This is a genomic window from Jutongia huaianensis, assembly GCF_014384985.1.
Taxonomy (GTDB): domain Bacteria; phylum Bacillota; class Clostridia; order Lachnospirales; family Lachnospiraceae; genus Jutongia; species Jutongia huaianensis.
On record NZ_JACRSX010000014.1, the window covers coordinates 1 to 13638 of the forward strand.

The following is a 13638-nucleotide window of genomic DNA, read 5'->3' on the forward strand; positions in this document are numbered from 1 at the left end:
AAAAAGATTTTTAGATGCAAAGTTGATTACACCATATAATTTTCAATGGTTATTGGAAAGGTTATATCCAATCGGTTTTACTTGTCCTCATTCTAGTTATTTAATTAATTTGAGGTATGTAACAGAGTTTAATATAAAAAAAGAATATATATGTGTGGATGGAAAAATGTTATCAGTATCAAGGGGAAAATTAGACGAGTTTTCAAAAGATTTCACACAATATATTAATTTAAAATACAGGGAGAAACTAAAATGACTTACATAGAAGTTTATAAAATATGTATAGTAATATCATGTATGCTCGAAATTTATTTAGCATTTAACTTTTATAAAGCGTTTTATAAAATTCGATATTATTTTCAGTCAAAATATAAATTATATATTGGATATTTTATTATAGTTTTAGTTAATGTTGCGATGAATCTGCGACAAAGTAATATTATAAATATATTTATTGCAGCTTTTTTATATCTGCTGATTGTTTTGGTGTTTTTTCATGGGAAATTATGGGATAAAATAATTCATTGGTTGATGATTTTTTTTCTTGCTGCAAGTGCGGAAATGATTTTTTCATTATTGCAGAAGTTATCGGTTGATGTTCCGGTAGATAAAGCTTTTGAAAATGAGTTTTCAATGATCAGTAGTATATTGACTATAAAAATTATTTATTTCTTGATGTTGTCAATAGTGAAAGAGTTTTCTAAATACTCAACAGAAAAATTGGAAATCAAACTATTTATTCATTACATTATAGTACCTATCGCCAGCATAGGTATTATGTTTGCGATTCCGTATGTCAGAGGAGAAAAAGTAAATTCTGGAATGGATATCCTTCTTATCTTCTTTTATATTCTATTACTTATTGGAAATGTTAGTTTGTTTTATGTGTTTAGCAAATATAGTAAAATAAAGGGATATCAAATGATGCAGGAAATTAGTAAGGTGAAGTATATGGAGGTGAAGAAACACTATGAAAGTATAGAAAGACTGGATCAAAAATATAAAGAAATAATTCATGATATGAATTATTATTTGAAACAGATATGGATATATACAGAAAGTAATGAGACAGAAAAAATTAAGGATGTTTTGTTGGAATTACAGATTGAGTTTGCAAAAGGGAAGAAAGAGAGAATATGTGCCAACGATTTTTTGAATGCACTTTTGATAGAATTTAAAGAAAGATCGGCGAAAGAACAGGTAGATGTAGAGATATTTGTAGAAAATGGTTATAAGATTGAATTTTTAAAAGAAATGGAATTGACGGTTCTTTTAGGCAACTTATTTGATAATGCGTTAGAGGCCTCGAAATGTTGTAAAGTGAGAAAAGTGTATGTTACTATGTTTATGCAAAATCAAGGTCTGTTTTCTGTAATTAGAATTGAAAATACTTATGAAGGTGTACCTCATAAGAAAAATGGTTTATTGTTATCAACAAAAAAAGATATGGAAAAACCACATGGTATAGGTCTTCAAAATGTTAAAGCAATCATAGAAAAGCACAATGGATATATGCAACAGGAATATTCTGATGGGGTATTCGAGACGACAGTGATCTTCGGTCGATAATATAATATTACTGACTCAAACTTCCCACACCAGAAAATAAATTGTGCCCAGACTGTTTCGGATGTGGCACGGTTTTCAATATGATTTTTGGCTCCCAAGAAGAATGCACCCGCAAGCCGTTAGTGACAAGGCAATTTCCAGACACAGCTTCGGGTATTCAGGCTCTTAAAAGCCAAAAATCATATTCAATACCCCGGAACATCCGAAACAGTCTGGGCATATTATAGTTCTTGGTGTGGGAAGTTTGAGTTACTGATTTTATATGAAAAAATTAATAGAGTCGAATTGTTGGGCTTTGGTGATTAAAAAAGAACAAAAGATTCCTCTAAAACAACAAAAAATTCTCCTTTTGTTGCGTTTAATTATTGATTGTGTAACAATGATTAAAATATCTTAAGGGAGGTTTTATTAAATGAAGCTCATTATGAAGAAAATAAGAAAAATAGGGATTTTAAATGGACTTGCGTTATTGACTGTGCTGGTAAATGCAAATCAAGCATGTGTTTGGTTTTATCACCAACCTGAGTTTCCTGAGAAAGCAGAAAAATTCAAGAAAAATTTATAATTGAATATATGATTGAAAGATGGATAAATGATATTGTGAATTATCAGATACATAATAAGAGGATTTCAGTATCCGATAGAGAAATTTATCAATACGGATATTACATATTGTTTGAAAAAATCATTGCTGTTATTTTAACAATATGCATTGCGGCATTAATGGATGCATGGTGGGAAATCATGGGGTTTTGTATTAGTTTTATACCGTTGAGAGTGTACTCTGGGGGGGGGTCATGCGAAACGGTATGTAAACTGCATGTTACTTTCAAGTGGTTTGTTGGTCGGTGTTGTATTTTTGGTACGAGAGTCTATTTCAATTCATATAGACGGGCAATCATATATGGTAGCTTTAGAATTTATTATGTTTATTGCTTTATTAGCTCTTTCACCGGTTGAAACGCAAACTCGTAAAATTGAGAAAAAAGAAAATAAATATTTTCGTATGATGGTTTGTAGAATATATGTTATTCAAATATTCATAGAAATATTTTTTTTATTGTTTAAACTAAAAAAAATTCTTATAGCATTCATAATTGCACATGGAATTAGTTTGTTAAATGTTTTGATAGAAATATTGAGAAAAAGATTAAAGAATGGATATACATAGTGGATGGAATGCTATTCAAGAATAATTAAAATTATCTGATTAGGAGCTTCCTGTATAACCCTCTAGCGTAGGGGAGTTGTCACCCACCTCCCAAGCTGATATGATAAGTATCAGAAGGACAGGTGATTGCTATGAGTTATAACAAATATCCAAAGGAAATGAAGGAAGCCATAATAGCAAGAATGCTTGAAGGCGATGAAACAGTAACAGACATCCAGCGAGATACAGGAGTAGGGATCAATACTCTGTACAGATGGAGAGATCAGGCTAAGCATCAAAAGGGCTTATCAGCAACAACAAAATATAAGAATGCAGATAAATGGAGCAGTCAGGATAAGTTCATGGTTGTTCTTGAAACTGCAAATTTAACAGAGATAGAGTTCTCGGAGTATTGCCGTGAAAAAGGTGTTTATCCGGAGCAGGTTAAAGAATGGAAAGAGGCTTGCATAAACGCAAATGATAACGCAAGAGAAAAAAGCACAAAGGCAGGCAAAGAACTCCGTGCAGAACGGAAAGAAAAGGAGAAGTTAGAAAAAGAACTTGCAAGAAAAGAAAAGGCATTGGCTGAAGCAGCCGCATTATTAGTGCTACGAAAAAAAGCAGATGCGATTTGGGGAACGGACGAAGAGGACGAATGATCAACGCTTCAGATCGCAGACAAGCAGTAGAGTTGATCAAAGAAGCAGTAGATTTAGGAGCAGCATTGTATAAAGCATGCGCAGAGCTTGGAATCAGTAAGCGAACATATAACCGCTGGAAGAATACAGACAGTGATTATATAGACAAACGCACGATATGTGCAAGACCAGAGCCGGCGAATAAGCTGACTAAGGAAGAAAGGCAGGAGATATTGGACATATGCAATACAGAAGAGTTTGCATCAAAAACACCAAGTGAGATTGTTCCAATGCTTGCAGACAGAGGAAGCTATATAGCAAGTGAAAGTACATTTTACAAAGTGTTAAAGGAAGCAAAACAGTTGACTCACAGAGGACGGGAGCAGCGGAAACATAAGAGACCAATATCAACGCACAAAGCAACGAGAGCCAATCAGGTGTGGATGTGGGATATCACATACTTAAACGGACCGATCAAAGGAATACATTATTATTTATATATGTTTTCTGATTTATACAGCAGGAAGATTGTTGGCTGGGAAGTTTGGGAAAGTGAAGATGCAAAGCATGCGAGTGAATTGGTGAAACGAATTTATCGGGATGAAAAGATATATATCAGAAATATGGAGAAAGAACCATTGGTGCTGCATTCTGATAATGGAAGTCCGATGAAGGGAACGACAATGTTGGAAACATTGTATGCACTGGGAATTACGCCATCGAAAAGTAGACCACGGGTAAGTAATGATAATCCATATGCAGAGAGTTTATTTAAGACATTAAAATATGTGCCGAATTTTCAACCGCAAGGATTTGCCACACTGACAGAAGCAAGATTGTGGGTAAAGCGATTTGTGGAATGGTACAATAACGAACATCGTCATAGTGGGATAAACTATGTGACACCATCACAGAGACATATGGGATTGGATCAGGAAGTTTTAAGGAAGCGAAAAGAGGTTTACGAAAAAGCAAAAGAAAGACATCCGGAAAGATGGGCAAAAGGAACCAGAGCCTGGAGTTTTTCAGAAGAAGAATGGCTAAATCCAAGACAAGAAGCAGAAACAAAAAAGAGGCGAAAGTCTCTTGAAATTAAAAGAAAGGAAAATCGGGTAGGGTGACAACCACCCGAAAAAATTCCGATTAGAAAAAAGGTGGGGATTGGGTAGGTTATCTGCTAATTAAAATAAAAACGTGTAATGGAGAACCATAGGTGGTTTGATAAGAAACAAAAGAGAGGTGATTGATTTGACGGCGGGTGAACGGATTATGATACTTCGTGGGGAAAGAGGATATACTAGAGAACAGTTGGCTGAACTTGCAGATATTTCTGAAAAATTTCTCTATGAGATTGAAATGGGGAAAAAGGGATTTTCAGCAACAACCTTAATGAACATATGTGATGCCTTAGAGGTAAGTTTGGATTATATTATGACTGGTTCAGGAGTAAGAAAATATGAGGACGAGATTGTGGCAACGTTAGAGAAATTTAAACCGCATACGTTGGAAATGATAAACCATTTATTAAAGATAGCATATGATCTTTCTAAGGGAGCATAGTGAAAAAATGTATTACTATTCTTGTTTGCGGAAAATTACTGATGTTTTTTTATGTGTCGTTGACGAGTTACGTAGATGAAAAAGAAATTAATTATTTGGGGAATTTCTTGATATAGTGCGGAATTACCATATCGACAACCCTCCCCGTATGTGGTAAACTTTTACCATACAAAACAACGACAACAGAGGTGATATACAACAATGATAGCTATAATAGACTATGATGCAGGTAATTTAAAGAGCGTGGAAAAGGCACTGGTTTCTCTGGGAGAGGATTGTATTGTAACAAGAGACGCGGAAACCATTCTGGGGGCTGACAAGGTGATCCTGCCGGGTGTCGGTGCATTTGGTGATGCCATGGAGAAGCTTCACCGGTTTGGACTGGTAGAGGTGATCCGGAAAGTGGCGGCAGCAGGCACACCGTTTTTGGGGATCTGTCTGGGACTGCAGCTTCTGTTCCGCAGCAGTGATGAGTCTCCGGGAGTGGAGGGCATAGGTCTTCTGGATGGAGAGATTGTATCCATTCCGCCCAAGGAAGGCTACAAGATTCCTCATATGGGATGGAATTCCATTGAGATCAAAGAGGGCGCCGGATTGTTCCGGGGCATCGAGAATCAGTCATATGTATATTTTGTTCATTCCTATTATCTCAAGGCGGACCATCCGGAGGATGTGGCGGCTACCACGGATTATATTGTGCCGATTCATGCCTCTGTGGAGCACGGAAATGTATTTGCGTGTCAGTTTCATCCGGAAAAGAGCGGTGACGTGGGACTGCAGATCCTGAGAAATTTTTGTGATCTGTAGGCAGTATGACATCAAAGGAAATGACGTAGGATGCCATAGGCGTGGCATCAGAATGGAGGATATATGTTTACAAAGAGAGTAATCCCATGTCTGGATGTTCATGAGGGACGAGTGGTAAAAGGTGTAAATTTTGTGGATCTGAAGGATGCCGGAGATCCGGTAGAGGTTGGCGCAGCATATGGTCGGGAAGGCGCAGATGAACTGGTATTTCTGGATATTACCGCTTCCTCGGATGCCAGAGCAACCAAGATTGATATGGTACGACGGGTGGCAGAGACCGTTTTTATTCCGTTTACCGTGGGCGGAGGAATCCGTACAGTGGAGGATTTTAAGGTGATTCTCAGAGAGGGTGCGGATAAAGTATCGGTGAACACAGCAGCCATTATGAATCCGACGTTGATCTCGGAAGCGGCAATGAAGTTTGGCAGTCAGTGTGTGGTGGTTGCCATTGATGCAAAACGCCGGGAGGACGGAAGCGGATGGAATATATATAAAAACGGCGGCAGAGTCGATATGGGGATCGATGCGGTAGAATGGGCTATGAAGGCAGCTGAGCTTGGAGCGGGTGAGATCCTTTTGACAAGCATGGATTGTGATGGCACAAAGGCGGGATATGATAATGAACTGACCCGGATCATTTCGGATAATGTACCGATTCCGGTGATCGCCTCCGGTGGAGCCGGAAAGCTGGAGCATTTTAAGGATGCTTTTACCGAGGGACATGCAGAGGCAGTGCTTGCCGCATCATTATTTCACTATAAGGAGCTGACGATCCGTCAGGTGAAAGAATATCTCCGGGATGAGGGGATTTCCGTACGTCTGTAATCCTATGGTGAAATCAACAAAGATAAACGAGATAAATGCCACAATAAATAAATTTTTGCAAAAAGAAAGAGTTATTTATCAGACATTTGTAATAAGATTTCAAACATAGAAAAGAGGAACAGAGAATGGCAATGATCACGAATGATTGGCTGGATGCGATCCGGGGAGAGTTTTCCAAGCCATACTACAGAGATTTATTTGATTTTGTGAAAGAGGAGTATAGCCGTGTTGTAGTTTATCCGCCGGCAGATGATATTTTTAATGCATTTCATTTTACACCGTTATCAAAGGTTAAAGTCCTGATTTTGGGACAGGATCCTTATCATAATGTTCATCAGGCTCATGGATTGTCTTTTTCGGTACCGGAGGATCAAAAAGAGATTCCTCCTTCTCTGCAAAATATTTACAAAGAGCTTCATGACGATCTGGGATGCGACATTCCCAATAACGGTTATCTGAAGAAGTGGGCAGATCAGGGTGTTCTGTTGTTAAACACGGTTCTGACCGTGCGGGCACATCAGGCAGCTTCCCATCAGGGGAAAGGCTGGGAGCAGTTTACTGACGCTGTGATCCAGGCAGTCAATGCGCAGGACCGGCCGATTGTTTATATGCTCTGGGGCAGACCGGCACAAAGCAAGATCCCGATGCTGACGAATCCAAAGCATCTGATCCTGAAGGCACCTCATCCAAGTCCGTTGTCGGCATATCGTGGTTTCTTTGGCTGTAAGCATTTCAGTCAGGCCAACGATTTTCTGAAGGCAAATGGAGTGGAGCCGATCGACTGGCAGATTGATAATGTGTAAGATTGTGTATTATATGATTTCAAATATAATAAGTAACGCAAACTTCCCACACCAAGAATTAAACTCAACAGAAAAAGCCATATCTTCTCAAAAGCTGGAAGATATGGCTTTTTAAAATATAGGAAAACTTTTCGTAATATTACAGCTTCTCTGCAATATCATAAATAAGACGCTCAGACTCATCCCAGCCCAGGCAGGCATCTGTGATGGATTTTCCGTAGATATGTTCGGAAATCTTCTGATTGCCCGGTTCAATGTAGCTCTCGATCATGACGCCCTTCACAAGCTTCTTGATATCATCAGAAACATTACGGCTGTGGAGAACTTCAGATACGATACGAGGCTGCTCATAATACTGCTTGTTGGAATTTGCATGGTTTGCATCCACGATGCAGGCAGGATTCTTCAGATTAAGCTCCTGATACATTTCATTCAGCAGTACCAGATCCTCATAATGATAGTTTGGCATAGACTGGTCATGTTTATTGACTGCACCACGCAGGATTGTGTGAGCCAGCGGATTTCCGTCTGTTTTGACCTCCCACTGACGATACATAAAGGTGTGGCTGCTCTGTGCTGCGATGCAGGAGTTAAGCATAATGCTTAAAGTACCGCTGGTAGGGTTTTTCATACCACATGGAATATCAAAGCCGCTGACAGTCAGACGATGCTGCTGATCCTCTACGGAACGTGCGCCGACAGCAACATAGGACAGAATATCTGAGATGTAAGGCCAGTTCTCCGGGTAGAGCATCTCGTCGGCTGCAAATAAATGTGTTTCTGCAATGGCGCGAAGATGCATTTTTCTCATAGCGATGAGACCATCATGAAGGTCAGGCTCTTTCTCTGGATCCGGCTGATGAACGATTCCCTTGTAGCCCTGTCCGGTAGTACGTGGTTTGTTGGTATAGATACGAGGGATGATCAGAATCTTGTCAGAAACCTTATCCTGTACCTTGGCAAGACGATTTATATAATCGCAGACGGAATCTTCGTTATCTGCAGAACATGGTCCGATGATGACCAAAAACTTATCGGATTCACCGGTAAAGACCTTTTTGATCTCGGCATCACGCGCTTCTTTTAATTTCTTGTGCTCTGCTGGAAGTGGGTATGCTTCCAGTAATTCCTCTGGTGACATTACTTCTTTTACATAGGTTACACCCATCTTTATCCTCATTTCTGTGCTACGGGTCTAGTCGCAGGTATGATCCGGACAAAACAGCAGGTTATGCAGATCATACCAGACTGTTTTGTGCAGCACGACAAAACAGTTGTTATGATGCAGGCCTCAGTGCCCACAGTTTTCTATTATAACTATAAATGGACAAAATGGGTAGGGGTTAATTGAAAAAAATGTCATTTTAAGGAAGGTTTAGTCAACGATCACAATGCCGGCATGGTATTCATCAGGAATTACAGTCCCGTTTTTTTGCAGCAGTGTCTGGCGGTAAAGATCAGCGGCAAACAGATCAATGGAAAGAAAATCCTTTGCGTAAGGATATGGGGAATCAGACAAAATATCCCAGGCGTCCGCCATTTTTGTGAGGATGGGGAGTTCTGTGATCCGGCGAAGATAGCCGCTGCTTTGACGGCGCATACCCAGGAGCCGCAGATAGGGAACAGGATGAGAGGTGCCTTTTACAAATTCTGCTGGGATCTCCAACAGAAGCTGGAACAGACAGCGGCAGATCCGGGAATAGGTGATATTCTTTCTTTTTAAAGAAAGGATAAAGGTATCTGCGGTCTGATAGTCTGCGAGAGATTTTATAATCCGGTTGGCAAGCTCCTCATGGATGTCTCCGTAATGGGTCAGAGTGCCTTTTTGGACGGCCCGGCGCAGCGCATAGTAAAGCAAAGCATCAAAATCGGCAGTGTCCATGCCGAGGTGTCCGGATCGTTTTTTCAGCAGGGTCATGATCTCCTCAGGAAGGGCATGGGAAATGTCATTTAGAGAATCCGTATCTTTATAAGAAAAACGGATGGCTGAAGCGGAGGAAAATGTTTCGCCGGAAAGCTCTGTGCTGTGATATCCGGAATCTGTGCGCAGAATGGGAACCGGTGTCATGGTACTGTGTGTGCTTCTTAATGCTTTCAGGTATTCCAATGCCAGAATGTTATTGGCGCCGGAAAGAAAATCCGGTGGGAGCTCAGGCATACTTTGACGCAGGGCGGCTTCTCTGGCGGCAGGATAGGATGCTCCGGATTTTAAATGCTGTTGCAGTGTCTGGCGGTAGTCGTCCGGTTCTTTTTGCAATAATTCCGCAGCAGAATCCAGTAATGGCAGGGACGGGGTTTCACATCCAAAACAGACGCTGTCCATATGAAGTGCATTTAATAAAGAAATTCCTCCAAACGCAAAGTGCTCTGCGCTGGATAATGTATAGACGGTGGGCAGTTCAAATACCAGATCAGCTCCCTGGGAGAGTGCCATTTGTGTCCGGGTATATTTATCAGTCCAGGCAGGTGCTCCCCGCTGGACGAAATCGCCGCTCATTGCCACGGCGATCACCCCGGTACCCAGAGAACGCAGATGTTCGATCTGATGCTTATGGCCATTATGAAATGGATTGTATTCTGCAATGATTCCGGTAAATTTTATCATCTAGCCGCTCCTTTACTGATAAAGATTGTTTCGCTCCGTTTGTGTATCAGTATACCACAGTTACATCATAAAATGCACTAGACAAAGAGGAGGGAATCCATTATACTTAAATCAATTGGGCGATTTTTGATTTATGCCATAGATCGAAGGCAGAAATGGAGGATATCATGAAGTTTATTGACGAGATTAAAGCAAGAGCAAAACAGGATGTAAAGACAATTGTATTGCCGGAAACAAGAGATAAGAGAACCCTTATCGCAGCGGCACAGGTGTTAAAGGAAGGTACCGCCAAAATTGTCATGGTGGGAGACGAGGAGAAGATCAAAGATGGTGCTCACTGGCTGGATGTAGAGCTGGACGGGATTACGGTAGTAAATCCGGAGACATCTCCAAAGCTTGATGAGTATGTAAATCTTTTATATGAGCTTCGTAAGAAAAAGGGAATGACATTAGAGTCTGCAAGAGAGCAGCTTTTGAATAACTATATAATGTTTGGTGTAATGATGGTAAAATGTAAGGATGCCGACGGTATGGTAGCAGGCTGCTGTCATGCCACAGCAGATGTGCTTCGTCCATCCCTGCAGATTTTAAAGACTGCACCGGGCACAGAGTTGGTATCCGGTTTCTTTATTCTGGATGTGCCAAACTGTGAGTATGGTGAGCATGGAACCTTCCTCTTTGCAGACTGCGGTCTGAATCAGGATCCAAATGCTGAGGAGATGGCAGCAATTGCACATTCCAGTTCCAAGAGCTTCCGTAATCTGGTGGGTGGTAATCCGATCATTGCAATGCTTTCCCATTCTACCAAGGGAAGTGCAAAGCATCCATTGGTGGACAAGGTGGTTGAGGCTACCCGGATCGCACATGAGAAGTATCCACAGTTAGTTATTGACGGTGAGCTTCAGACAGATGCAGCGATCGTACCGGAGGTTGCAAAGTCTAAGGCACCGGGCAGTGAAGTGGCAGGTAAGGCAAATGTACTTGTATTTCCGAACCTGGATTGTGGCAATATTTCATATAAGCTGGTACAGCGTCTTGCAAAGGCTGAGGCATACGGACCGATGCTGCAGGGACTTTCCAGTCCTGTAAATGATCTGTCCCGTGGCTGTTCTGCAGAGGATATCACAGGTGTTATTGCTCTGACAGCAGTACAGGCCCAGTTACAGTAAGGTGCGCAGATAAAACGAGCATAATGGCGCACAACGGCTTTTGGTCAAGGATCAATTGCCGTTGTGCGTTATTGTATGAATATACCCCGTAAGCGGGAGATGGAGCTTTGTGCTTCCAAAGTAATATATAATGGAGGAAATATGTTATGAAAATTCTTGTAGTAAACTGTGGTAGTTCATCTTTAAAGTATCAGCTGATCGATTCGGAGTCAGAGGAGGTCAGTGCTTCCGGTCAGTGTGAGAGAATCGGACTTGACGGTATTTTTTCGATTAAGGTGAAGGGCGAGAAACTGGAGAAATCCGTAGACATTCCGGATCATTCCGTAGCGATGAAGACCGTTCTTGATGCTTTGGTAGCTCCGGAGCATGGAATACTGAAATCTCTGGATGAGATCGAAGCCATTGGCCATCGTGTGGTACATGGCGGTGAGAAGTTTTCTTCATCTGTATTGATCGATGAGAATGTGATCAGTGAGATTGAGGAGTGCAGTGCATTAGCACCACTGCATAATCCGGCCAATATTCTTGGCATCCGTGCCTGCCAGAAGATCATGCCGGGTGTACCGAATGTTGCTGTATTTGATACGGCATTCCATCAGACAATGCCTCCAAAGGCATATTTGTATGGAATTCCAAAGAAATATTATGAGCAGTACGGCATCCGTCGTTATGGTTTCCATGGTACAAGTCACAGCTTCGTTTCTGAAAGACTGGCACAGTTAGCAGGTCTTGATATTAACAATTCCAAAATGATCATCTGTCATATTGGAAGCGGTGCGAGTATTTCAGCTGTTGTCAATGGAAAGTCTGTCGATACAAGTATGGGTATGACTCCGCTGGAGGGGCTTGTAATGGGTACCCGTTCCGGTGATATTGATCCGGCGATCGTAGAATTTATTTGTAATAAGGAAAACAAATCAGTCAGTGATGTTCTGACGATGTTAAATAAAGAGTCCGGTGTTCTCGGTATTTCCGGTCTGTCTAACGATTACAGAGATCTTCTGGAAGAGGAGGATGCGGGCAACGAGGCAGCGCACAATGCGTTAGAGGTGCTGGTATACAGAGTGATCAAATATATTGGTGCATATCATACAGCCATCGGTGGTGCCGATGCCATTGCCCTGACGGCAGGTGCCGGCGAGAACAATCTGGTGGTACGTGGACGGATTGTTGAGGGTCTTTCTGCACTGGGCATTAAGCTCAACAAAGAGGCAAATACGGTCAGAGGAGAAGAACTTCTTCTTTCTACGGCTGACAGCAGCATTCCGGTATGGGTTGTTCCAACGAATGAGGAATTAAAAATTGCCAGAGAAACGGCTGCAGTTGTTGAAAAATAATGGTTGACAAACAATACAGCAATTGATATAATCGAGAAAGTGTTGTAAAAAGCAAAGTAGGATAACAGTAGGAGGTGTAAGAAAATGTCTATCTGTCCAAAGAATAAATCTTCTAAGGGAAGAAGAGATCGTAGAAGAGCAAACTGGAAAATGACTGCTCCAAATCTTGTAAAGTGCAGCAAGTGTGGTGCTTTAATGATGCCACATAGAGTATGCAAGGCATGCGGAAGCTACAACAAGAAAGAGATTCTTGCAAACGCAGAATAATATCATTTTCACGAACATAAAAAGGCATCGCCCTCAGGGCGGTGTCTTTTTTGCATGAAAGCAAAGATTTCCCGCATCCTGATCATATGATAAAAGTTCGATATGACAAAATAATTACAAGTTATTAGACATTTGGGGCGGTGTGCATATAATGAAAAAAGTGGCAAAAATATGGCAAAGGTCAGGGAAGGAAGTGAGTACTACGGAGGAATTAACAAAGGAGCTGTTATCGGAATTAAATTGCAATACAGCATTTAAGATTCCTGTATCCGGTGGGATCGCAGTTCCGGAATCGGTCGTTGTAACATGGCTGATCATGGCAGTTTTGATCATTGTCTCCATATTATTAACAAGAAATCTGAGTGTTGAACATCCGGGAAAGGTACAGCTTGCGTTGGAAGCGGGATATCAGACAGCACAAAATTTCTTTGGAGAATTGCTGGGAGAAAAGGGAACAGCCTATCTGCCATATCTGATCAGTGTGCTGCTCTACATAGCCGTTGCAAATCTGATCGGTCTTGTGGGACTGAAGCCGCCAACGAAGGATATGGGTGTGACAGCAGGAATGGCGATCATGAGTATTCTGATCGTAGAGTTTGCAGGAATTCGTGCAAAAGGAGGAAAAGGCTGGCTGAAAGGTTTTGCCGAGCCTATCTGGATCGTTGCACCGATCAATCTGCTGGAGGTGTTTACCAGACCATTATCGCTTTGTATGCGATTGTTTGGTAATGTGCTTGGTTCCTATGTGGTAATGGAGCTGATCAAGCTTGTTGTTCCGGCGGTGCTGCCGGCAGTATTTAGTTGTTACTTTGATATATTTGATGGTCTGATACAGGCATTTGTCTTTGTATTTCTGACTTCCTTATATATTGGAGAAGCAACAGCAGTGGAATGATAAAAGAGAAAGA

Annotated in this window: 15 protein-coding genes and 1 pseudogene; 14 read left to right on the plus strand and 2 right to left on the minus strand. The window is 41.1% G+C overall.

The genetic code is table 11. The annotated features are described in order from the left end of the window. The 10 genes and pseudogenes from H8704_RS09950 to H8704_RS09990 form a co-directional block, all read left to right on the plus strand. The coding region (locus H8704_RS09950) for a LytTR family transcriptional regulator DNA-binding domain-containing protein (RefSeq protein ID WP_249298184.1) at positions 1–256 on the plus strand (256 nt) is incomplete at its 5' end. Further along, on the plus strand, positions 253–1569 hold the full coding sequence (locus H8704_RS09955) for a sensor histidine kinase (RefSeq protein ID WP_249298185.1): 1317 nt from the start codon (positions 253–255) through the stop codon (positions 1567–1569). The genes H8704_RS09950 and H8704_RS09955, both read left to right, overlap by 4 nt. Before the next feature lie 412 nt (positions 1570–1981). Beyond that, positions 1982–2134 carry a cyclic lactone autoinducer peptide gene (locus H8704_RS09960; protein WP_243102201.1) on the plus strand — a complete coding sequence of 51 codons (153 nt, stop codon included), beginning with the start codon at positions 1982–1984 and terminating at the stop codon, positions 2132–2134. An 8-nt stretch (positions 2135–2142) separates the two neighbouring features. Beyond that, positions 2143–2340: pseudogene (locus H8704_RS14540) on the plus strand (accessory gene regulator B family protein); the annotation flags it as partial. A gap of 13 nt (positions 2341–2353) precedes the next feature. After that, entirely contained in the window at positions 2354–2740 is a 387-nt protein-coding gene (locus H8704_RS14130) for an accessory gene regulator B family protein (RefSeq protein ID WP_283241983.1), read from the plus strand. A gap of 131 nt (positions 2741–2871) precedes the next feature. Continuing rightward, a protein-coding gene (locus H8704_RS09970) for an IS3 family transposase (protein ID WP_408611199.1) occupies positions 2872–4478 on the plus strand; the annotation gives its coding sequence in 2 pieces (ribosomal slippage) (positions 2872–3331 and positions 3331–4478; 1608 coding nt in all). A gap of 97 nt (positions 4479–4575) precedes the next feature. Beyond that, positions 4576–4917: a helix-turn-helix domain-containing protein gene (locus H8704_RS09975; protein WP_249298187.1), complete on the plus strand. Its 342-nt coding sequence runs from the start codon at positions 4576–4578 to the stop codon at positions 4915–4917. Between the two features lie 201 nt (positions 4918–5118). Next, positions 5119–5724, plus strand: coding sequence for an imidazole glycerol phosphate synthase subunit HisH (hisH, locus tag H8704_RS09980; protein ID WP_022464645.1), 606 nt, complete (start codon positions 5119–5121; stop codon positions 5722–5724). 63 nt (positions 5725–5787) lie between these two features. After that, complete coding sequence (hisF, locus tag H8704_RS09985; protein WP_022464646.1) at positions 5788–6549, plus strand: imidazole glycerol phosphate synthase subunit HisF; 762 nt, start codon at positions 5788–5790, stop codon at positions 6547–6549. 125 nt (positions 6550–6674) lie between these two features. Next, a complete protein-coding gene (locus H8704_RS09990; protein ID WP_022464647.1) occupies positions 6675–7352 on the plus strand; it encodes a uracil-DNA glycosylase in 678 nt (225 codons plus the stop codon). 139 nt (positions 7353–7491) lie between these two features. Here H8704_RS09990 and H8704_RS09995 read toward each other — a convergent pair whose 3' ends face one another. Continuing rightward, entirely contained in the window at positions 7492–8520 is a 1029-nt protein-coding gene (locus H8704_RS09995) for a 3-deoxy-7-phosphoheptulonate synthase (RefSeq protein WP_249298188.1), read from the minus strand. 207 nt (positions 8521–8727) lie between these two features. After that, positions 8728–9957 (minus strand): tRNA(Met) cytidine acetate ligase, encoded by a 1230-nt coding sequence (locus tag H8704_RS10000; RefSeq protein ID WP_249298189.1) that lies wholly within the window; start codon positions 9955–9957, stop codon positions 8728–8730. Between the two features lie 167 nt (positions 9958–10124). Here H8704_RS10000 and pta point away from each other — a divergent pair, with 167 nt between their 5' ends. The 4 genes from pta (at position 10125) to H8704_RS10020 (ending at position 13625) form a co-directional block, all read left to right on the plus strand. After that, positions 10125–11126, plus strand: coding sequence for a phosphate acetyltransferase (pta, locus tag H8704_RS10005; protein WP_022464650.1), 1002 nt, complete (start codon positions 10125–10127; stop codon positions 11124–11126). Between the two features lie 146 nt (positions 11127–11272). After that, positions 11273–12463 (plus strand): acetate/propionate family kinase, encoded by a 1191-nt coding sequence (locus tag H8704_RS10010; RefSeq protein WP_022464651.1) that lies wholly within the window; start codon positions 11273–11275, stop codon positions 12461–12463. A gap of 84 nt (positions 12464–12547) precedes the next feature. Next, positions 12548–12730, plus strand: coding sequence for a 50S ribosomal protein L32 (gene rpmF, locus H8704_RS10015; protein ID WP_022306662.1), 183 nt, complete (start codon positions 12548–12550; stop codon positions 12728–12730). 193 nt (positions 12731–12923) lie between these two features. Then, on the plus strand, positions 12924–13625 hold the full coding sequence (locus tag H8704_RS10020) for a F0F1 ATP synthase subunit A (RefSeq protein WP_249298190.1): 702 nt from the start codon (positions 12924–12926) through the stop codon (positions 13623–13625). Positions 13626–13638 lie beyond the last annotated feature (13 nt).